A 21,307-nucleotide genomic window follows, 5' to 3' on the forward strand; every position below is an offset into this window, starting at 1 on the left:
TTGCGCGGGGAGTGACCGAGACCTTCAGGATTGCCACCGGGGGCCGTTAAGCTCGTGCAATAGCCGGTATTGACTGGAACCAGGGGGATTTCAATGGAGCGGGGAAACGGGTGGCTGAGTGGCCTTTCGCTGGCGGGGCGTTTCTCGCTCGCGCTGAGTGGCATCGTCGGGGTGTTCTTCCTGATCGCGGCCGCGGCGGTATTCTGGCACACGGCGACCCTGAAAAGCGGGATGGAGAGCACGCTGAACGGGGTGATGCAGGAGCACGAGACCACGCCGGCCCTGGAGGCCGAAGTGGCGGCCGAGGTGGACCGTCTGCTTGAGCTTGCGGCCTGGCAGGTCAACTCGATGATGCTGGGCGTGGCGATCGGTGTCGTCGTGGTGGTGTACTTCCTGTTCGTGTTCATGATCCGACGCCGCCTGAGCGGGCTGGCGACGCGATTCCGGGCGGTCTCGGAGGGCGAGGGCGATCTTCGCCAGCGTATCGAGGCGCCCCGCAACGACGGGATCGACCGGCTGGCGCGGCTGTTCAATGCCTTCATCGAGCGCTTGCAGGGCATGGTGTCGGAAATGGTGGAACATGCACGCGAGCTGGGCGATTCCGTCGGCACGCTACACCGGGTGGCGGAGGAGACCAATCAGGAGGTGCGGCAACAGCAGGCCCGTCTGGGGCAGGTCGCCACGGCGATGAACCAGATGACGGCCTCCGCCGAGGAGATCGCCCGGAACGCCCGTACGGCTTCCGAGGCTGCCGATCAGGCGGAGAGCGAGACGCGCACCGGGACGGAGGTTGTGGATGCCACGGTCCGGACGATGCGCGAACTGGCCAGCGAGATCGGGACCGCGAACGACGAGGTGGCACGGCTGCAGGCCGAATCGGACCAGATCGGATCGGTCCTCGACGTGATTCGGGGAATCGCCGAGCAGACCAACCTCCTGGCGCTGAATGCCGCCATCGAGGCCGCTCGTGCGGGAGAGCAGGGACGGGGGTTTGCCGTGGTGGCCGACGAGGTACGCACGCTCGCCACCCGGACGCAGGAGTCCACGACCGAGATCCAGGCGATGATTGAGCGGTTGCAAGGCGGCGCGCGTTCGGCGGCCAGCGCGATGGAGCGCAGCCGCGAAAGGGGCGAGGCCGGGGTGGACGAGGCCGCCGGGGCCGGCGAGGCTCTGCACGCCATCCGTTCCGCGGTCGAACGTATCCGGCATCTCAACAACGAGATCTCGGGGGCGGTGTCGCAACAGGCGGAGGTCGCGCGCGAGGTCGACGGGACCCTCACCGAGGTCAGTCAGGGGGCGCAGGTCACGGCGGGCAATGCAGAGGCCACCGCCAGCGAGACCGATGCCCTGGTGGGACGGATCGAGCAGCTGCGGGGGCTGACCACGCAATTCCGGGTCTGACCGGCCGCGGATGGGTTGCGTGAACCGGCTTACCGCCGGGGTGCGATGCGGTTCCCGGCGTGCTCCGGGCGTTTTCCGTATACTGCGCCCCGCCTCGGTATCACGGAGTCGCTCCTGCAATGACAGTCTGGGTCGCCATCCTGCTCGGGATCGTGCAGGGCATCTTCATGTTTCTGCCGGTGAGTTCGACTGCCCATCTGGTCCTGACCCAGCACTGGCTCATCCGCCAGGGCGAACCACTGCCACCGCCCGAGAGCCCGGAGATGATCCTCTTCGACCTGGTGGTGCATGTCGGCACCCTGGTCTCGATCGTCTTCGTCTTCCGCAAGAGCCTGGTTCGGCTTACCGGCGGGATTGCGCGGGAGAGCTGGCAATGGGCCGCCGCCCGTGGGTCGGTCGGCCGCGAAATGCTATCCCTGCGCCTGGCCCTGCTGGTTGTGCTCTCCGTGTTCGCCACTGCGGTGGTCGGTTTCACCCTGAAGGCAGGCTTCGAGCAGGCGTTTGCCCATCCGACCCTGATCGCGGGCACGCTGAGCCTGACCGGGGTACTGCTGTGGTGGACGGACCGGCTCCAGCGGCGCCCGCTGGGGCTGCGCCAATTGAGCCCGAAGATTGCCACCATCATCGGGGTGGCCCAGGGCTTTGCGCTGATCCCGGGTCTTTCGCGCAGCGGCATGACCATCACCTTCGCCCTTTTCACCGGGCTCAAACGGCGCTGGGCGGCGGAGTACAGCTTCTTCCTCGCGATCCCGACCATCCTCGCCGCCACTTCGGTGCAGTCGCTGGACGTCCTGAACGGCAACGGGCTGGGGGAGCTGAACTGGACGGCCCTGGCGGTTGGCTTCGTGGTCTCCGCCCTGGTCGGCATCGTGTCGCTGAAGATGGTCCTGTTCTTCCTGTACCGCGCCAACCTGAAGGTCTTTTCGTTCTACCTCTGGGCTCTGGCGCTGCTGGTCCTGTTCGGTTTCCTCGACGTGGAGGTCCTGTACAGCGGCAAATAAGCGCGCCGGCTTATTCCGGTCCCCGCAATACGGCCAGCGGCGCCTGATCCAGCACCCGCCGGGTTCCCAGCCAGCCCGCCAGGGCAATCCCCAGCGTCCCGCCACCGATCCCGTAGACAAAGGTCAGCGGGTTCACGCGGTAGTCGAACTCGAACACCTGCCAGGCGAGCAGGGCGCCGACCGCGGTGGCGATAACGGCCGCCAGCAAGCCCGCGAGCAGACCCAGTGCACCGAATTCGGCCAGCAACCCGTTGCGGATGTGCTCGCGGCGCGCCCCGAGGGTACGCAGCAGGGCGGCTTCGCGCCGGCGTACGTCGCGGGTGGCCTGAACCGCCGCATACAGCACGGTCAGGCCGGCGATCAGCGTGAACAGGAAGACGTATTCAACTGCCCGCGTGGCCTGGTCCATCACGTCGCGCACCTGGGCCAGGATCGCGCTGACGTCGATGGCCGATACCGCGGGAAACTCCCGCAGCCATTGGTTCTGGGCCGCGCGCTGGTCGTCGGGTACGTGCATGGCCGTGATGAAGGTACGCGGCTGCTCGTCCAGCAGGCCAGGGGGGCCGATGACGAAGAAATTGACCTGGAAACTGTCCCAGTCGACCTCCCGGACGCTGGTGATCGGGCTCCGGATGGCCTGCCCGCCGACCCGGAAGGTCAGGTAATCCCCGATCTCGAGGTCGAAACGCTCCATCAGGCCGGCCTCGACCGACCAGCCCGTATCGGGATCCTGGCCTTGCGCGTCGAACCAGCGCCCGTCGACGATCCGGTTGTGCTCCGGAGGGGTTTCCGCGTACGACAGGTTGAACTCCCGATTCACCAGCCGACGGTCGCGATCGTCGTCGAAGTCCTCCGGACGCACCCGGTCGTCATTGATCTCGATCAGGCGCCCGCGGATCATTGGATCGAGTTGCGGGCGATCGAGCCCAGCCGCCTCCACGCGGTCGGCAAATGCCTCGTCCTGCCCCGGCTGGATGTTGATGAAGAACTGGTTGGGCGCGTCCTCCGGGATGCTGGTATCCCAGGCCTCCAGCAGATCGACCCGGACGATGGCCAGCAACAGGAGCGCGAGGATTCCGACACTGAACGCGACCAGCTGGACCGCGCTCAGCCCCCCGCGCCGGGACAGGTTGGCCAGGCCGAAGCGCAGGGCCATACCGCCGCGATTGCGCAGCGGCCGAAGGGCGAGCACCAGTGCCATCCCCAGCACGGACAGCAGGGCGATGGCCACGGCCGTCCCCAGCAGGACCCAGGCAGCCAGTCCGGGATCGGCCGCCTGCCAGTAGAGCAGGCCGCCAAAGGCCAGCAGCGCCAGGGCCCCGGATAACCAGACCGAGGTGGGTGGCAGCCCAAGGTCGCGCCGCAGGACACGCAAGGGCGAGACCTGGCCGATCCGCAGCAGCGCGGGGAGGGCGAAGCCCACGGCCGTGATCATCCCGACCCCGATGCCCGCGATCACCGGGCGCCAGCCGGGCGGCGGCAGATCGCCGGCCAGCCAGTCCCCGAGCAGCGCCGCCAGGACAAACTGGGCGGCAAAGCCGATCGCCAGGCCGATTCCGCTGGCCACCAGGGCGACCAGCACGACCCGACCGAAATAGGTCAGCAGGACCTGCCGGCCGCTGGCGCCCAGCGCGCGCATCACCGCGGCCGGATCGGCGCGGCGCTGGGCAAAGTGGTGAGCCGCTACGGCGATTGCCGCCCCGGCGAGGAGCACGGCCATCAGCGAAGCGAGCCCGAGGAATCGCTCGGCGCGCTCGATCGCGGTACGCAGTTCCGGATTGGCGTCTTCCAGCCCCAGCAGGCGCTGGCCCGATTCCAGTTCGTCCTCCAGCCAGCCACGGAACCCCTCAACCCCGGCACTCGGGCCCGCGGCAAAGAATTCGTAGCGCACCCGGCTCCCGGGGCCGATGAGGCCGCTGGCCTCGAGGTCGTCGAACGCGAGCATCAGGCGGGGGGCAATATCGAGCAGGTTGCTGCCGCGGTCCGGCTCGTGGGTGATCACGCCGGTAACCTCCAGATCCAGGTCGCCGACCTCGACCCGGTCTCCGGTCTCGAGGTCAAGGGCGTCGAGCAGCGCCGGCTCGAGCCAGGCGGTCCCGGGCTCCGGACCCAGGTCGCGGGCCTGTTCATCGGCGTCCCGTCCAGGCCGGATCCGCGCCTCGCCCTTGAGCGGCCAGCTCGGCTCCACGGCACGCAGGGCCGCCAGACGGGATTCGTCATCGCTGGAGAAGACCACGCTGGGCAGGGAGGCCGTCCGGGCCGTTTCCAGGCCGTATTCGGCGGCGTCGGCCGACCAGTCCGCCGGCAGGGGGTTGTCACTGACGATCGCCAGGTCGCCACCCAGGAGCGCGGTGGCCTGCTGGGCCATGCCCCGGTCGACCCGGTCGGTGAAGAAGCCGACGGCCGCGACCGCGGCGACCGCGACCACCAGGGCGGCGGCCAGTACCCGCAGCTCGGCCGAGCGCCATTCGCGCAAGGTGCCCCTTAGTAGCGCGCGCAGGGGCCCGCGGCCCCGGTTCCCGGTCAAGGTCATGCCAGCACACCGTCCTGAATGGAGATGATGCGATCGCATTGCTCCGCGATTTCGGGGTCATGCGTGACCAGCACCAGGGCCGTTGCCGGGCCGTCGGCGTCGGGATGTCGCGCCAGCCCGAACAGCAGTTCGATGATCCGGTGGCCGGTTTTGCCGTCGAGGTTCCCCGTGGGTTCGTCCGCGAAGAGCACGGCCGGGTGATCGACGATCGCGCGGGCAATGGCCACGCGCTGCTGTTCGCCGCCGGAAAGCTGGTGCGGATAGTGCGCTGCACGCTCGGAGAGGCCCACCCGCTCCAGGGCCTGTTCGGCCCAGCGGCTCAGCGTCTCCTGGTCCCGGCCGCCATGGGCTGGATTGAGCTCCAGCGGCAGCAGGGTGTTCTCCATTGCCGTCAGGGCGGGCAGTAACTGGAACGACTGGAACACGAAACCGACCCGCCCGGCGCGCAGCGCCGCGCGGCCGTCCTCGTTGAGTTCGCTGATCGTTTGTCCGAGCAGGCGAACTTCTCCCGCGCTCGGGGCGTCCAGACCTGCGAGCAACCCGAGGAGGGTGGACTTGCCGGAACCCGAGGCTCCCAGGATCGCCACCGTCTCGCCTGCCTGGACCGCCAGCGAGATGCCGCGCAGGATGTCCAGGGGGCCGCTGGGTCCGTTGATCCGTTGCTCTAGGTCCCGGGCTTCCAGTACAAATGACGAGGCTGCATCCATGTTGCGTATTCCGTTGGTCGTGATGGGCTTGATCGCGTTGCTATGGAGTCCCGTAGCCGCCGCGAATTCCCCGGAAGGTGAAAATCCTTCCCCGGAGCCCCTGACGGTTCTGGTCTTCGGGGACTCGCTCAGCGCGGCCTACGGCATGCGCGAGTCTGCCGGCTGGCCGGCCTTGCTGGAAGAGCGCCTGGCCGAGCGCGAGCGGGAGTGGGAGGTGGAGAACGTATCGATTAGCGGTGATACCACCGCGGGTGGCCGGTCGCGATTGCCGGATGTGCTGGAACGTACCGGCCCGGCGCTCGTCATCCTCGCCCTGGGCGGCAACGACGGCCTGCGCGGCCTGCCACCGGCCGCCATGCGCGAAAACCTGGAGGCCATGGTCGAGGCTATCGAGGCCACGGGCGCCGAGACCCTTTTGCTGGGAATTCGCATCCCGCCCAACTACGGGCGGCGTTACACCGAACGCTTCGAGGCGGTGTATGCCGATCTGGCCGAGGCACGCGGCCTTGCGTTCGAGCCGTTCTTTCTCGAGGACATCCTGCTCGAAGACGGCATGCTGATGGACGACGGAATTCATCCCAGCGAGGCCGCTCAGCCCCATCTCCTGGACGCGGTGTGGTCCCGTCTCGAACCCATGGTGAAGGCGGCCGAGGCCGGCCAGCCGCCGTGCAACGGCGACGGATAGCACGGGGCAGGCGCCTTAGTCGGCGAGGAGTGCCCGCATGTCGGCGACCACCGACTCCGGAAGCAGTTGGCGCAGGACCGGGTGCAGGTCGTGTTCGACCTCGGACAGCAGTGACAGGGTGCGGACCTCGGAATGACGGCATAGAGGATTGCCGTACTGGTTGGTCTGAATCCGGCGTTCGGCCCCCATCGTCATCAGGGCGACTCCGGGCACCCCGCGCGGGCCTTCGTCGAGGACTTCGATGAGTTCCACCATGCAGCCGTCCACCTCGCCCTGGATACCAATTAGCGGGGCGAGGAGGTCGATCATGCGGCTGGACTGTTCGGTCGTCAGCGTAGCCATTTGCCTACCTTACGACCGAAGTGGGCGCGGCGCCAGACCGGAAATGCCCGACGTCGGCAGGAGATGGTGTCCCCGGCAGGATTCGAACCTGCGACCTGCCCCTTAGGAGGGGGCTGCTCTATCCAGCTGAGCTACGGAGACCTGGAAAACGCGGAGTATAAGCGTGCCAACCCCGCAGCCCCAAACGGCTCACGTGTCGGGCCCGTCCCCGGAGGGCAGCTGGTGATGGGCCCAGTCGAGGAATTCTTCCAGTGTTGTGCGACCGGTGTGCGGGGCCCCCGGCCCCGCCAGGTTCAGGTAGGCCACAGACCCCGTGTCGCTTTCCAGAACGCGCCGCACGGCCCAGTCCGCGTCGCCCTTCCCGTTGCTGAAACAGGTTCCGGGCCGGATCGCGTCCGGCGTAATCGGATCGGGATGATGATGGTGCCGCCGGGCCAGCAGGTACAGGCGCGCAAGGTCGTCCTTGGTCAGGTCGAGGTAGAGGTTCATCTCGCGCATGGCATGTTCGAGGTCGGCACGTCCGAGCCCCGCCTGTTCCAGGGCCGCGAGCGGCGGCTGTGCCGGGCTTTCGGGTGGAGGCGTGAGGCTCGCGGGATATCGCCGCCAGGGGAACGGATAGTTGATGATGACGGCGACCACCAGCATGACCCCGACGCTGCTGAGGACCGGGTGCAGCAGGAACCAGGGTCCCAGGGCCTCCACCGAGTCGCCGCCCACGACGGCATAGAGCGCGGTGGCCCCGCCGGGTGGATGGAGACAGCGCAGGTAATGCATTAGCCAGACCGCCAGCCCGACGGCAACCGCCGCCGCCAGCAACGGGTGGGGCAGGAGATCCCGTGCGAGAATGCCCACGATGGCCGCCACGCCGTGCCCGCCAAGCACGTTCCAGGGCTGCGAGAGGGCGGCGTGCGGCGCCGCGAAAAGCAGAACCGCCGTGGCCCCCAGGGATGCGAGAATCAGCCCGTTGATGCCGTTCTCGGTGACCGCCGCGGCGACCTCCAGCGAGAGGTACAGGCCCATGATCGCGCCCACCAGCGCGATCAGCTTGTCCCAGTGGTTGGTGGTGTCGAGAAATTCGCCGAACAGCGATCCGCGTCCCGTGCGCAAGCCAGCTTCCTAAAGTGGAGGGTGGAGTGCATGTTCTATAGCGGGGGCTCCAGCGTCAAATGGGCGGATCGGGGTACGGGAAACGCTGGGCAGGGGTGCAGGGAGACGCCGCTTCAGGACGCGTCGGCCTCGAGGATCAGGGACACCCGGCGGTTCTCGGCGCGGCCGGCGGGGGTGTTGTTCGTGGCGACCGGGAGGGTATCCGCCCGCCCGACCGCGCGTAGCTGGGTAGGTTGCAATCCGTGTTCAATCAGGTGGCGAACGACGCCGCTGGCGCGGGCTGAGGAGAGCTCCCAGTTCGAGGGAAAACGGTCGGTCGCGATCGGGATGTTGTCGGTATGCCCTTCCACGGTGATCGTGCCCGCATGATCTTCCAGAATGGGCAGCAGATCTTCCAGCAACACTTCTCCATCCGAGCGCAGGTCGGCCCGGGCGGTGCCGAACAGGATGTCGTCGCGGATGCGCAGCTCCAGCCGGCCGGGTTGCTCGACGACATCGACGCCCTCGGGCGCACGGTCGCGCAGTCTTTCGGTGTTGGTATCGCCCGGGGGGGCCGGTTCCGTCGCATCCGCGGAGTCGGCCAGACCCTTCGCCGTGTCCTCGTCCAGATGCGGGAGGCCCAGCAGTTCGGGATGGACCAGGGGCTCGACGAGGGTGCTGCGGTCCGGGTGGGCCAGTGTAAGGGGACTGGCCGAGACGGCGCGGGGATCGTCGTCGCGCGGGTCCATGAAGGTCAGGAGGATCACGAATACCACGATGACCAGGGTCAGCACGTCGAGATAGGTGAGGACCCAGGCGTGTTCGTCGTCGCGCTGACGCTCGCCCGGGTAGGAGCCAAGGAACGCCTGTTCCGGGCGCGTGGCCGCATGGGCGTCCATCTCTGCCTGCAGCGCGGCACGTTCCGAGGTGGAATAGGCGGGTCCGGGCATGGTTTCAGCGTTGCTCGGCGGATTCGTCCGGGTCGTGCGCTTCCGGGGCGGCGGGATCCTCATCGTCGCGCGGCGCCTGGCGGATCTCGTCGCTGTGGTTCTCCATGAACGAGCGCAGGGTTTCGCGGATGTATCCGGGCGAGCGTCCCTTGCGCATGAGCATGATGCCTTCCAGCACCATCGTCATCAGTACGACCCGTTCCTCGGTCCGCCGCTCCAGCTTGATGGCGATGGGCCGGAAGACCAGATTGGCGAGCAGGATGCCGTAGAACGTGGTGATGAGCGCGATGCCCAGGTTGACCGCGATGACGGTGAAGTCGTCGCTCTCGGTGGTCAGGAGCAGGTTGATCAGGCCGATCAGCGTCCCGAGCATGCCGAAGGCGGGGGCGTAGGTGGCCATGGTCCGGAACATCTGGGCATCGGCCTGTTCGCGGGCGCGCAGGCGGGCCATGCGCCAGTTGAGCAGGTCGGAGACGTCGTCCATCGGGGTGTCGTCGATGACCAGCTGGATGCCGGTGCGGAGGAACGGGTTGCGGATCTGGTCCAGGCGATCCTGGATGCGCCGCAGGTTCTGCGAGAACCAGTAGCGCGAGACCTGGACAATCTCCTCCAGGTCCTGGGTGACGTCGTAGCGCTCCTCGCGGATCGCGTTGGCGCCCGCGCGAAACACGCGCATCACTTCATGGAAGGGGTAGCTCATCAGCGTGGCCGCGATGGTGCCGCCCAACACGATGCCGAGGCCGGGCAGGTTCAGGAAGGCGTCAAGGTCCTGCGAGGAGAACGCGATGACGCTGCCGAACACCAGCAGGCTGCCGAGGATGCCAAGGAGGGTGGAGAGATTCATGCGTGCTTCCGGGAAGGGACCATCGCAAGCTTAAAACAGGCGACCGGACGGCGTCTGCCCGCGTGTGATGGCGAGTGCATTCCCGCGTACACTCGGACCGACAACCGATAAGGAGCGGCCGCATGGATATGACCTGGGTGGTACTGGCGATACTGGTTCTGCTGGTGATATGGGGGGTATGGACCTACAACCGCCTGGTGACCTCGCGTAACCGCTACAAGAATGCCTTTGCGCAGATCGATGTTCAGCTGACCCGTCGTTACGAGCTGATTCCCAATCTGGTCAAGGTCGCGGAACGCTACATGGGCCACGAGCGGGATACCCTGGAGGCCGTCATCCAGGCGCGAAATCAGGCCCAGCAGAGCCTGCAGGAAGTGGCGGGCGATCCGACCAACGCCGACGCCGTGCGCAAGCTGTCGAGCTCGGAACAGGGGCTTTCCGGTGCATTGGGAAGGCTGTTCGCCCTGTCGGAGAGTTATCCCGACCTCAAGGCCAACGAGAACATGATGCAGTTGTCGGAAGAGCTGACCAGCACCGAGAACCGGGTCGCCTATGCCCGCCAGGCCTTCAATGATGCCGTCATGCAATACAACATCCTGCGCGAGATGTTTCCGAACAGCCTGATCGCCAATAACTTCGGCTTCCGTCCGGCGCAGTTGCTGGAGATCGAGGATCCGCAGAAGCGCGAGCCCGTGCAAGTCAACTTCTCCTGATTGCCGGGGCGCCATGAATTTCTTCGAGCATCAGGACCGGGCGCAGCGCCGGACCCGCTGGCTGCTGTTCCTGTTCGGCCTGGCCGTGCTGGCGATCGTACTGGTGATGAACGCGATCGTGCTGGTGCTGTTCGGCCAGGCGGAGCCGGTGGCGTCCGGCGAACCCTGGCTGACCCGGGACTTCCTGTCCCGCAACGTCGGCGTGGTGGTCTGGACGACCGTGCTGACGGTGGGACTGATCGGGCTGGGCAGTCTCTACCGCACCCTCGGCCTTCGCGATGGCGGGGGCACCGTCGCCCGCGAACTGGGCGGGACGCGTATAGACGGGGATACCCGCGACCCTTTGCGGCGGCGGCTAATGAACGTGGTGGAGGAGATCGCCATCGCGTCCGGCGTGCCGGTGCCCGAGGTCTACGTCCTGGAGGAGGAAGCGGGCATCAACGCCTTCGCGGCGGGGTATTCACCGGATGACGCGGCGGTCGCCGTGACCCGGGGGACGCTGGAACATCTGGATCGCGACGAGCTGCAGGGCGTGGTGGCGCACGAGTTCGGGCACGTCCTGAACGGCGACATGCGCCTGAATATCCGCCTGATGGGTATGCTGTTCGGGATTCTGGTGATGGCCCTGATTGGCCAGCGCGTGCTGCTCGCCATGCGCCTGTCGCGCAACAACCGCAATGCCGGGGGCATCGTCGCCGCTGGGCTGGCATTGATCGTGGTGGGTTATATCGGGCTGTTTTTCGGGCGCTGGATTCGCGCATCCGTGTCGCGCCAGCGGGAATACCTGGCGGATGCCTCGGCCGTGCAGTTTACCCGGCAACCGGATGGCATTTCGCGGGCGCTGAAGAAGATCGGTGCGGGGCAGGCGGCGCTGCGCGCGGATACCGAAGAGGTCGGGCACATGCTGTTTGCCTCCGGTGCGCTGGGGCAGATGTTCGCGACGCATCCGCCGCTGGTCCGGCGCATCCAGGCGATCGAGCCGGGGTTCGATCCGGAGGAGCTGGAGACGATCCGCGAGCAGATGCAGCAGGATGCGCAGACCCGCCGTACGGAACAGGAGGCCCGGGCCGAGGCCGAGGCGCGCGAACGCGAGCCGGCGGCCGAGCCCGGCAACATGTTTCTGAACCCGGAACAACTGATGGAGAACATTGGCGATCCGGGGCTGGCGCAGATTCTCGGTGCCGGACTCCTGGTGGCGGCGATGCCCGGACCGCTGGAACGCGCCGCGCATTCCGATGCCTGGGGTGTGGAGGTGCTGCTCTATCTGTTGATCAGTTCCGATCCGGACGTGCGGGACCATCAATTGCTGCGTATTACCGCGAGGCGGGGTGCCGAGAGTGAATCCCGGGTGCGCACCTTGCTTGATGCCGAACCGGCACTGCGCCCGGACCTGCGGATCCCGCTGCTGGAGATGAGCTTCCCGGTCGTGCGGCACCGCCCGCGCGAGGAGCGTCAGGCACTGGAAACGCTGATCGACGAGCTGATCCGCGCCGATGGGCGGGTGTCGGCCTTCGAATATGCCACGGGGCGCCTGCTGCGGCGTCAGCTTCGCGATCTGGATCAGCCCGCGCGCGCCCGCCCCGGCGGGCGGCAACGTCTGGATCACCAGGCCAGCCATGCCCGGGATGTCCTCGCCGTGCTCGCTCACCACGGCCATCCGGACCATCCCGAGCAGGGGCGGGGGGCCCTGCGCGCGGGGCTCGTGGCCCTTGCGATCGAGGATCCGGACGATGACGGGATTGCGGCGGCGCTCGAGGCGGCGGCCGATGCGTCGACCTGGGCCGACGGCCTCGATCGCGTACTGGAGGCACTCGATGCCCTGCGCCCGGCCGACAAGCAGCGCCTGGTTACCGCCATGCTGGCCACGATCACCCATGGCGGGGAGACGGTGATCGCGGAAGTGGAGTTGCTGCGCGCGATCGCCGCGTCGCTGCATGTGCCGTTGCCAGTCGCGGAGATGTCTGCGGCGGAATCGGAGTAGATACGCCGGGCGCGGGTGCGGTGTCCCGGCACGCGCGGTATGATGCGGCCGCTCCGGGGGCGTGGCGGAACTGGTAGACGCATCGGACTTAAAATCCGCTGGGCGCAAGCCCGTGCCGGTTCGACTCCGGCCGTCCCCACCAATCGTTATGCCCCGCGCTCCGTCGCTCCGGTGATGGCCCAGAACGGGGCGAGGGACGCGACACACGCGTCTCCGCCTCGCCGATACCGGCGGTGCAGTGATACCAGGACGGGGAGTTTCCGTGAAGGGGCCTTACGCGCGCGGCCGTTTCACCGTTTCCGTCCGCCGGCCAATGGCGCATAGTAGGATCCTCTGCGAGCCTGAAACGACCCGGCATGAGCCCACCCCCGGACACGACGGAAGAACCGGATTCCCGCGAGGCCACGTCTTCGACACGGGTCCGTACCACCGAGCCTCACGTCACGGGCTCGGTGGTTGCGGCGCTTCTTGCGGGGGCACTGTTCGCGTTGCTGTTCCTGGCGATCGATCATGGCTGGAAGCAGCAGATGGCCGAACGGCATCAGCAGACCCTCTTGACCGAGGCGAACAGCCTTCGGTCGCGCCTGGAAAGTGTGCTCAACGCCACGGTGCATGCGACGATCGGGCTCGCCGCCTATGCCTATGTACACCCCGATCTGGACGAGGACGACTTTGCCCGTGCCGCGGAGCGGCTGTATCGCGGTCAATCCGATTTGATTCGATCCCTGACCCTGGCGCGTGGCGAGATTCTCGAACTGGTCTACCCGCGTGACGGTAACGAGGGGGCCATCGGGCTCAACCTGGCGCAGCATCCGCAGCAGTCCGCCTCCTTTCACCGCGTGCTGGAGAGACGCGAGACGGTCGTCGCCGGCCCGTGGCCACTGGCACAGGGCGGACAGGGGCTCCTGGTGCGGGCCCCTGTCCTGACCGAACCGGAAGACGGTCCCGCCCCGGCCAATCCATGGAGCCTGTCGAGCATCGCGCTGGACTTCGACACGCTGTTGCAGCAGGCCGGTCTCGACCCGGGGCCCGACCGGCTGCAGGTGGCACTTCGTGGCCGGGACGGTACCGGTGCCGAGGGCGAGGTTTTTTACAATCCGGGCGAGATCGATGTGTCCGACGCGTCGCTGGAATTCGATGTGAATTTTGCCGGCGGGCAGTGGCGTATGGCGGCCGAGCCGCTTCCGAACCCATCGGCTACGGCCCGGCCGGCGACATGGTGGGTGCTGGGGGTTGTGGGGCTAGTGGCGGTCAGCGGCTATACCTTCCGCATTGGGCAGGGCATGCGTCAACGCCGGGACGCCCTGACGCGTTACCAGGCGCTGGTCAATCGTCTGGAGGACGCGACGCTGGTGGTCGCCGGACCGCGGATCCTGTGGGCCAATCCGGCCTTCGAGCGCATGACCGGGGTGGCGCCAACACCCGGCCAGGCCCTCTCCACGCTGGACGTGTTCCACCCCGACGACCGTGCGCGCCTGCCCCCGGAGCTGGACTTTTCCACTATGGGTGTGCCGCACGAACCCCGTGGGCGCGAGATCCGCGTGCGGACGTCGGGCGGGGACCAGCGTTTCCACCTGCTGCGCTGGGTGCCGATCGACTGGGAGGGGCAGCAGGCCTGTCTGCTGAGTTTCGTCGATGTGCACGACAATCGAATGCTTTTCAACGCCCTCAGCGATGCGCGCGATCTGCAGGACGCGCTGTTCGAGGCCATGCCGGGCGATGCCCTCGTGATTGCCGAGGACGGCCTGGTGTTGCGCGTGTTCGGAGCGGCCCGACGAGGCCGCGACCCACGCACCTCTGCGGCGGGGCACAGCCTCTCGGAGTTGCTGCCGGACGAGGTGGCCCGGCGCTTTTCGGGCCTGGTGCGGCGGGCATTGCGCGAAGGCCGGATGCAGGAGATCCAGTATCGCCTTCAGGCCAGTGCGTTTCACGGGGGTGACCCCGACCTCGCGCCGGAGGAGACTCGCTGGTACGAGGCGCGCGTGCGGCCGATTCACACGCCCTTTGAAGGCACGTCCGCCGTGGTATGGCACGCACTGGACGTCACCGAACGCAAGCAGCTCGAGGATCGCATGCGGGCCCTCGCCTGGCAGGATCCATTGACCGGGACGGCCAACCGGGCGGCGCTGGAGCGGGCATTCCCGCGGCTGGCCGCCCGAGCGGATCGTAAGGAAGGCCAGCTGGCTCTGTTGTTCATCGATCTGGACCGCTTCAAGCCGGTCAACGACCAGTACGGCCACGCGGTGGGGGACGAGTTGCTGCGCCAGCTGGCCCGGCGCCTGGCCAGCAGCCTGCGCCCGGATGACCTGCTGGTTCGCCTGGGGGGTGACGAATTCATTGTGCTCAGTGCTCCTTTGCAAAGGCCGGAGGAGGCCCGGGGCCTGGTGGAACGTCTGCGAGGGGCATTCAGCGAGCCCTTCGAGCTCCATCCCGGTCAGATGGAGGTGGTGGAGCAGTCCCTGTCCTGCAGCATCGGCGTCGCGTTCTATCCGGGGGACGGCCAGCGCCTCGCGGACCTGGTGATGGCGGCGGACCACGCGATGTATCGCGTCAAGGCCGCTGCCCGGGGTGGCGTGGCCTATGCCTCGGAGGAACCGCCCGGGCTCTGATCCGCGTGCCGGGCAGGGTCGAGACGCGCCGCGGTGGTCGCCTCGAGGGGTTCGATCAGCCCCAGCAGATGGTCGGCGAGCCATTCGGCCGCCAAGGGGGCATAGAGCAGGCCCCGCGAGCCGTGAGCGAGGTTCAGCAGGATACGACCGTTCCGGTCCAGCCGGCTGTGCCCGACGAGCGGCAGCCGGTCCCGCACGACGGCCCGCTCGCCGGCCCAGTGTTCCAGGACCTGGATGGCTTCGGCATGCTCGAGGCCCGGAACCCAGGCAAGGTGGCGCAGGTTCGCCGCATCGTCCTCGGCGAGAGGCGAGGGGTCGCGGGCGTCGCCTGCGCCTTCGGTGCGGCGGTACGTGGCACCGATCCAGGCGCTGGTGCCCGGCCCCGGGATGCAGTAGCCCTGACCGGTGGCGACGTATCCGCCCCAGTCGGGCAGGGGTGCTGCAATGCGGGTCATCTGTCCGGTCACGGTCGAGATCGCCGCCTGTTCCGGACACAGGGACCGCCCGCGACCGGCGGCATTGGCCAGGACGATGGCGTCGAATGTTTCCGTCCCCGCAGAGGTCTCCAGACGCACGCCTCCATCCGGGGCGGCTCCCGGCTCGACCCCGGTCACCACCTCCGTCCGCACGGGTGGCAAAGCACGGGCCAGGGCGCGACACAGGGCCGCCATGTCTACCGCCAGACCCTGCGGGTAGTAGACATGGGGCGCATCGGCGCAGCGCGGGCCCTCCGGGTCCAGCAGCAGGCTGGTGCCCGCGCCGCCGGCCTCGCGCAGCCGCGCGACGCGTTTCTGGCCGTGGGTGCTGATCCCGTGGAAGGCCACTCCCGATGCCAGGCGAAGCCTCTCTCTGGTTGTGCCTTCCATCTGGTCGATCAGGGCACGGGTCCGGCGCATTCCGGCCAGGGCGAGATCGTTCAGCTCGGTGTCCCGGGGATGGAGATTCGGCAGCAGCACGGCGGCGGGATTGCCGGAGGCGCCCCCCGCGATGCCGTCCGGGTCGAGGATCGTCGCGCGGATGCCGCGACGTTGCAGGGCATGAGCGGTGGCGAGCCCGGCGAGGCCCGCGCCCACCACCGCTACGTGGTGAAGCTCATGGGCGACAGGTGGTGATGGAGCCACCCGCAGTCCCTGGAAGGTGCCGGTCAGGCGTTCGCGCTTGCGCCCGTGGCCGGTCACCCGCTGCACCGTGAACCCGACGGCTTCCAGGTCGCGCCGGACCTGCCCCGCGGCGGTGTAGGTTCCGAATGTCGCCCCGGGACGGGACAGACGGGCGACCTGGCGGAATACGCCGGTATTCCACAGTGCGGGGTTGTTGCGGGGCGCGAAGCCGTCGAGGAACCAGGCATCGATATGGCCCCGGACCTGGGCCAGCAGAGGTGCCGCATCGCCCAGGCCAAGGGTCAGCACCGCCCGGGCACCGGGGAAATCGATGCGGTGCAGTCCCGGAATCGGCGGCGGGTACTGCTCGCGGAGGGCCCGGCTGTCGGGATCATCCAGCCCCAGGTAACCATGGATTCTCTCGAGATCTTCCGGTGAAAGGGGATGGGCCTCCAGGCTCAGTAGCGACAGAAAGGCGTCCGGAGGCGCATGTCGGCGCCATTGTTGCAGGGTCTGCAGGAGGTTCAGGCCGGTGCCGAAGCCGGTCTCGCCGATGGCGAAGTGCCGGCATCTCGCGAAACGTTCGGGCAGCCGGTTGGCCTCAATGAAGACCTCCTGGACCTCCGCCCGGGGGTCGCGGGAGCCGAAGTAGCCGTCCCCGTAGTCGACGGCATAGGGCATGCCGTCACGCCATTCGAGGCGTGCCCAGTCGAGGAGCGGGCGCGGGGAGTGGGAGGTCACGGATCCGGGAAGGCCGGCGGAGCGCAGGGTTCTGCGCTCCGCGAGCGGTACAGAGGGTGGGCGGGTTAGCTCTTCAGCGCGTCAGTTCTTCGAAGGAGGTGAACGCGACCTGCTGGTTGCGAACCCCGTTGTCGAGCTGCGCCAGCAGTGTCTGGCTAATGGACTTGAATCGGTCGAGCTCGTCGCCTTCCAGGGCATCGCTTTCCGGAAGTTCCACGCGCATGGGGTTCTGCGGCTGGCTGTTCACGTGAATTTCGTAATGCAAGTGGGGTCCGGTGCTGCGCCCGGAGTTGCCGGACAGGGCGATACGGTCGCCACGCTCCACGGTCTGGCCAGGCTGCACGAGCTGACGTTCCAGGTGCAGGTAGCGCGTGGAGTAGCCCTGTCCGTGTTCAATGACGATAAAGCGCCCGGCGTAGGGATGATTCTCCACCCGGGTGACACGACCGTCGGCCGGCGCCAGGATCGGGGTGCCCACCTGCATGGCGAAGTCCGTCCCGTGGTGCGGGGCGACCCGCCCGGTGACTGGATGGCGACGACGCGGGTTGAAGCTGGAACTGATGCGATGGTTGCCGGCAAACGGGCGGCGATCGAACGGCGGAAGCAGGCTCTCGCCCTCGGGGGTGTAGAACCGCCCGTTCACGTTGCGTGCCGCGCGGATTTCGATGCGTTCGCCCTCGTAGTCGAATGCGAGCAGACGCAGGTCGAGCGGGGTATCGTCATCGACCAGCGTTTCCTGCTCCACCAGTAGCGTGAACTCGTCTCCGGTGCGTGCGTGCGTGCGTACCGGCAGGTAACGGTCCAGGAGCACGGCAAGGGCGTTGGCGGCCGCCGGGGAGATATCGGCGCGTTCGGTCAGGGCCGAGGCGATGTTGCCGTCGAGCTCCGCGCTGATGATCAGGTGGCTGACCTCGCGACCGTTCTCGACTTCCGTGCGCTCGAAGTCCCAGCCATCGGCCTCGCGGATCCATTCATGCCCGCTGGCGCGGGACGTCCACAGGCGCATCCGGGTCAGGTAGCCCTCGTCATCGACCTGCCACTCGATCTGCTGGCCGGGGCGTACCCGGTTCAGGATCGAGGCGTTGTCGTCTTCATCCAGCAGGCGGTAGAGGGTTGCCAGGGGCAGATCCCATTCGTGCTCCCAGAGTCCGGTCAGGCGCTCGCCGTCCTTCAGGGTGTGGCTGTGCCACTCGCCTTCGGTAGCCTCCGCCTCGGAGACAGAGTCGGCATCGTCATCTCCATCGAGGTCGAAGGTCTCGTAGGAGGTCGGGGCCTCGGGGTCGGGATCGACGGTGGTGTCGTCGAAGCGGGAGGTGGACTCGTCGGTCATGTCGGTCGCGAACGCAACCGTCCGGGCGCCTTCATCGAACGAAGTTGGCCCGGTCGGGCCGATCGGCGCGCCGCCGGCCGGGTGATCCAACTGTACCGGTGACAGGTTGGCGGGGGACAGTGGGCTGCCGCCACCGATCGGGAGCGGCTGGGACGTTTCGGCAGGCTGGGAGGCGAGCAGGAGGCTGGTACCCACCAGGATGGCGAGTCCGGCGGTGCCCGCCAGAAAGAAATGCGATGTCTTTCTGCTGTAACCCATATGGCCCTTGCCCCGGAGAGTTTCCGCTTTATACCACGTTTTTTCGGGCAATAAACACCGTCGGAAGGCGCCCGCAGGCGGTTTCGCCGCCGATGTGCCTCAGGATCGAATTCCTACGCCCCGATTGAGGAGTACCAGGGCGACGCCGTAGAAGACGGCGATGAAGCCGGCAATGATCGCAAACGACATGGCGATCGGGAAGTCGCTGTGACCCAGGCTGCCGTAGCGGAAGGCGTCGACCATGTAGAGGATCGGATTCAGCATGGAGACCCCCTGCCAGAACTCCGGCAGCAGGCTGATGGAGTAGAACACCCCGCCCAGGTAGGTCAGCGGCGTCAATACGAAGGTGGGGACGATGGCGATGTCGTCGAAGGTGCGCGCAAACACGCCGTTGATCAGTCCGGCCAGGGCGAAAAGGACGGAAGTCATGAGCACGATGACCAGCATCACCAGTGGGTTGTGAATGCTGAGCGGGCTGAAGAACAGCGAGACCAGCAGCACCGCAACGCCCACCGACAGGCCGCGGGCCACGCCGCCGAAGATGAATCCGAGGATGATCACGCTGTTGGGGATGGGCGAGACCAGCAACTCCTCGATGTGGCGCTGGAACTTGGAACCGAAGAATGACGACACCACGTTGGAATAGCTGTTGGTGATCACCGCCAGCATGATCAGGCCGGGCACGATGAAGTCCATGTATCGGTAGCCTTCCATGTCCCCGATGCGCTCGCCGATCAGGCCGCCGAAGATGATGAAGTACAGCGCGGTGGTGATCACCGGTGGCAGGACCGTCTGCACCCAGATCCGCGCGAAACGCAGGACCTCCTTGGTGACAATGGTGCGGAAAGCCGTCCAGTAGTGGCGCAGGTGCGAGTCGCTCATGCCTGGTTCTCCGGCTGCTCGGTGGTGCCGCTGGCCCCGGGTGTCAGGTGACTGGGGCTCTGACCGGGGCGGGTCATGCGGATGAACAACTCCTCCAGCCGGTTGGACTTGTTGCGCATGCTCTGAACGCGGATTCCGGCCTGATCCAGCACGCGGAACAGGTCGTTCAAATGCTGGCCACGGCGGATGTCCGCTTCCAGCGTCAACTCGTCGATCTGACGCAGGACGATCGGGGCATCCCGCGGGATGCCGGGCGGAGGCTCGCTGAGATCCAGCACCATGGTCTCGGTCTCGAGCTTGGCCAGAAGCTGCTTCATCGTGGTGTTCTCGACGATCCCGCCGTCGTCGATGATCGCAATGTTGCGGCAGAGTGTTTCCGCCTCCTCGAGATAGTGCGTGGTCAGGATGATGCTGCGCCCGTCGGTGTTGATCCGGGTAAGAAAGTCCCACATGGAACGGCGCAGTTCGATATCGACGCCGGCGGTGGGCTCGTCGAGGATCAGGAGCCTCGGTTCGTGAACCAGGGCGCGCGCAATCATCAGGCGCCGCTTCATGCCGCCGGAGAGGGTGCGCGCCATGTCCTTGCGCTTCTCCCAAAGGCCCAGTTCGTGCAGGTAGTGCTCGCAGCGCTCCCAGGCCTCGCGGCGCGGGATGCCGTAGTAGCCGGCCTGGTTGACCACGATCTCGCCAATTGGCTCGAAGTTGTTGAAATTGAATTCCTGCGGCACCAGCCCAATGGAGCGTTTAACCCCTTGCAGGTCGGTGTCGAGATCGTGACCGAAGACCTTGACGGTTCCGGCCGTCTTGTTGATCAGCGAAGTGATGATGCCGATGGTCGTGGACTTGCCGGCCCCGTTGGGGCCGAGCAGGGCGAAGAAGCTGCCCGGTGCCACCTCGAGGTCGATGTCCTTGAGGGCCTCGAATCCGTTCTTGTAGGTCTTCTTCAGCCCGCGAATTTCCAGCGCTGGCGTCATGGTCACGTCCTGTATGGGTCGGGGTTTCCCTGGGAGGCGCGATCCCGGGGGATCGACAAGGTGCGTATTATGAAGGCTTTGAATCGTTGTCGAGGAAAGCCCCGTGGATTCTGTTTTTGTTGCATCGTCGGAAACCGCTGTTCCACTGATCCCGGTCAGCCGCGAGTCACTCGCGGACCGCCTGGAGAGTGCCCCGGCCAGCTGGGGCAAATGGGTGGAAGCCTCCGGATTTGAGGCGGAGCCGGGGGCCACCCTGCGCGTCCCGAACGCAGAGGGCGGTCTGGGAGGGGTCCTGGCCGGCTTTGATGCGGAGACCCCGATCTGGATGCTGGCAGGCGCGGCGGAATCCCTGGGCGCGGGAGACTATCGCCTGGAGACGGAATTTCTGGATCCCGAAATCCAGAACCTCGCCGCGATCGGGTGGGGACTCGGGCGCTATCGCTTTGACCGCTACCGCGAGGCCTCGGCACGCGTTCCCCGGCTGGTCTGGCCAGAGGGTGCGGATCAGGCCAGGGTACTGGCTTTTGTGGAATCCATCGGCATGAGCCGTGACCTGATCAACACCCCGGCGTCCGACATGATGCCGGCCAACCTGGCGTTGAAGGCGCGGGAACTGGCCGAGGAATTCGGCTGCAGCCTGCATGTGGTCAGTGACAGCGACAAGCTGGAACAGGACTTTCCCTGTATCCATGCGGTCGGCGCGGCGAGCCAGCATGGGTCAAGGGTGATCGAGCTGACCTGGGGGCCGCCGGACGCGCCCTCGCTGGTGCTGGTGGGCAAGGGCGTGTGCTTCGATTCCGGCGGGCTGAATCTCAAGCCCGGCAATTCGATGCGCCAGATGAAGAAGGACATGGGCGGGGCGGCCATCGTGCTGGGCCTCGGGCGGCTGATCATGGCGCAGAACCTGCCTCTCAGGCTGACCGTGCTGGTCGGCGCGGTGGAGAATGCCATCGGCGCCGGGGCCTTCCGGCCGGGGGACGTCGTGACCGCGCGCAACGGCAAGCGCATCGAGATCGACAACACGGACGCCGAGGGGCGTCTGGTGCTGGCTGACCTGCTGGATCGTGCGGGGGCCTTCCATCCCGACCTCCTGGTGGACTTTGCTACCCTGACCGGGGCCGCGCGGGTGGCCGTGGGGACCGAGATCAGCGCCTGCCTCACCCAGGACGA

17 protein-coding genes and 2 tRNA genes are annotated in these 21,307 nt (G+C 67.2%); 8 read left to right on the plus strand and 11 right to left on the minus strand.

Features of this window, described 5'->3' with window-relative positions; translation table 11 throughout:
- Positions 1-93 precede the first annotated feature (93 nt).
- Positions 94-1,401 carry a methyl-accepting chemotaxis protein gene (locus tag ACESLR_RS05865; protein ID WP_373024231.1) on the plus strand — a complete coding sequence of 436 codons (1,308 nt, stop codon included), beginning with the start codon at positions 94-96 and terminating at the stop codon, positions 1,399-1,401.
- Positions 1,402-1,520: 119 nt separating this feature from the next.
- A complete protein-coding gene (locus ACESLR_RS05870) occupies positions 1,521-2,402 on the plus strand; it encodes an undecaprenyl-diphosphate phosphatase (protein WP_373024230.1) in 882 nt (293 codons plus the stop codon).
- 10 nt (positions 2,403-2,412) lie between these two features.
- Here the strand turns inward: ACESLR_RS05870 and ACESLR_RS05875 are convergent, their stop codons facing one another.
- Both ACESLR_RS05875 and ACESLR_RS05880 read right to left on the minus strand, forming a co-directional pair.
- Positions 2,413-4,935: an ABC transporter permease gene (locus ACESLR_RS05875; protein WP_373024229.1), complete on the minus strand. Its 2,523-nt coding sequence runs from the start codon at positions 4,933-4,935 to the stop codon at positions 2,413-2,415.
- On the minus strand, positions 4,932-5,642 hold the full coding sequence (locus tag ACESLR_RS05880) for an ABC transporter ATP-binding protein (RefSeq protein ID WP_373024228.1): 711 nt from the start codon (positions 5,640-5,642) through the stop codon (positions 4,932-4,934). Before ACESLR_RS05880 ends, ACESLR_RS05875 begins: the two co-directional genes overlap by 4 nt.
- Here ACESLR_RS05880 and ACESLR_RS05885 point away from each other — a divergent pair.
- Positions 5,641-6,327 (plus strand): arylesterase, encoded by a 687-nt coding sequence (locus ACESLR_RS05885; protein ID WP_373024227.1) that lies wholly within the window; start codon positions 5,641-5,643, stop codon positions 6,325-6,327. The two genes, ACESLR_RS05880 and ACESLR_RS05885, sit on opposite strands and share 2 nt — an antisense overlap.
- 15 nt (positions 6,328-6,342) lie before the next feature.
- On the opposite strand, the gene ACESLR_RS05890 is transcribed toward ACESLR_RS05885, so the two are convergent.
- The 5 genes from ACESLR_RS05890 to ACESLR_RS05910 form a co-directional block, all read right to left on the minus strand.
- Positions 6,343-6,669 carry an ATPase gene (locus ACESLR_RS05890; protein ID WP_373024226.1) on the minus strand — a complete coding sequence of 109 codons (327 nt, stop codon included), beginning with the start codon at positions 6,667-6,669 and terminating at the stop codon, positions 6,343-6,345.
- 64 nt (positions 6,670-6,733) lie between these two features.
- Positions 6,734-6,810, minus strand: a tRNA-Arg gene (locus ACESLR_RS05895).
- A 48-nt stretch (positions 6,811-6,858) separates the two neighbouring features.
- On the minus strand, positions 6,859-7,776 hold the full coding sequence (locus ACESLR_RS05900; protein WP_373066797.1) for an HPP family protein: 918 nt from the start codon (positions 7,774-7,776) through the stop codon (positions 6,859-6,861).
- 113 nt (positions 7,777-7,889) lie between these two features.
- Positions 7,890-8,705 carry a flagellar motor protein MotB gene (locus ACESLR_RS05905; RefSeq protein ID WP_373066801.1) on the minus strand — a complete coding sequence of 272 codons (816 nt, stop codon included), beginning with the start codon at positions 8,703-8,705 and terminating at the stop codon, positions 7,890-7,892.
- 4 nt (positions 8,706-8,709) lie between these two features.
- Entirely contained in the window at positions 8,710-9,549 is an 840-nt protein-coding gene (locus ACESLR_RS05910) for a motility protein A (protein WP_373054416.1), read from the minus strand.
- A gap of 122 nt (positions 9,550-9,671) precedes the next feature.
- Between ACESLR_RS05910 and ACESLR_RS05915 the strand changes: the two genes are divergently transcribed.
- From ACESLR_RS05915 to ACESLR_RS05930, 4 genes are all read left to right on the plus strand, one after another.
- Positions 9,672-10,262 carry a LemA family protein gene (locus ACESLR_RS05915; protein WP_373024222.1) on the plus strand — a complete coding sequence of 197 codons (591 nt, stop codon included), beginning with the start codon at positions 9,672-9,674 and terminating at the stop codon, positions 10,260-10,262.
- Between the two features lie 13 nt (positions 10,263-10,275).
- The gene (locus tag ACESLR_RS05920; protein ID WP_373024221.1) at positions 10,276-12,243 is read left to right on the plus strand and encodes a M48 family metallopeptidase; all 1,968 of its coding nucleotides are present in this window, start codon (positions 10,276-10,278) and stop codon (positions 12,241-12,243) included.
- 55 nt (positions 12,244-12,298) lie between these two features.
- Positions 12,299-12,385 (plus strand) — tRNA-Leu (locus ACESLR_RS05925).
- Positions 12,386-12,599: 214 nt separating this feature from the next.
- Positions 12,600-14,852, plus strand: coding sequence for a diguanylate cyclase domain-containing protein (locus tag ACESLR_RS05930; RefSeq protein ID WP_373024220.1), 2,253 nt, complete (start codon positions 12,600-12,602; stop codon positions 14,850-14,852).
- On the opposite strand, the gene mnmD is transcribed toward ACESLR_RS05930, so the two are convergent.
- The 4 genes from mnmD to ACESLR_RS05950 all read right to left on the minus strand — a co-directional run bounded on the left by mnmD (position 14,822) and on the right by ACESLR_RS05950 (position 20,137).
- Positions 14,822-16,633 carry a tRNA (5-methylaminomethyl-2-thiouridine)(34)-methyltransferase MnmD gene (gene mnmD, locus ACESLR_RS05935; RefSeq protein WP_373024252.1) on the minus strand — a complete coding sequence of 604 codons (1,812 nt, stop codon included), beginning with the start codon at positions 16,631-16,633 and terminating at the stop codon, positions 14,822-14,824. The genes ACESLR_RS05930 and mnmD overlap by 31 nt on opposite strands.
- Positions 16,634-16,766: 133 nt before the next feature.
- On the minus strand, positions 16,767-18,281 hold the full coding sequence (locus ACESLR_RS05940; RefSeq protein WP_373024219.1) for a peptidoglycan DD-metalloendopeptidase family protein: 1,515 nt from the start codon (positions 18,279-18,281) through the stop codon (positions 16,767-16,769).
- A gap of 99 nt (positions 18,282-18,380) precedes the next feature.
- Positions 18,381-19,163, minus strand: coding sequence for an ABC transporter permease (locus ACESLR_RS05945; RefSeq protein WP_373024218.1), 783 nt, complete (start codon positions 19,161-19,163; stop codon positions 18,381-18,383).
- Entirely contained in the window at positions 19,160-20,137 is a 978-nt protein-coding gene (locus ACESLR_RS05950) for an ABC transporter ATP-binding protein (RefSeq protein WP_373024217.1), read from the minus strand. Before ACESLR_RS05950 ends, ACESLR_RS05945 begins: the two co-directional genes overlap by 4 nt.
- A 103-nt stretch (positions 20,138-20,240) precedes the next feature.
- Here ACESLR_RS05950 and ACESLR_RS05955 point away from each other — a divergent pair.
- Positions 20,241-21,307 (plus strand): leucyl aminopeptidase family protein (locus tag ACESLR_RS05955; protein ID WP_373066805.1); only part of this gene is annotated, 1,067 nt, incomplete at its 3' end.

It is taken from the genome of Thioalkalivibrio sp., assembly GCF_041685615.1.
In the GTDB taxonomy this organism is placed as follows: Bacteria; Pseudomonadota; Gammaproteobacteria; order Ectothiorhodospirales; family Ectothiorhodospiraceae; genus Thioalkalivibrio.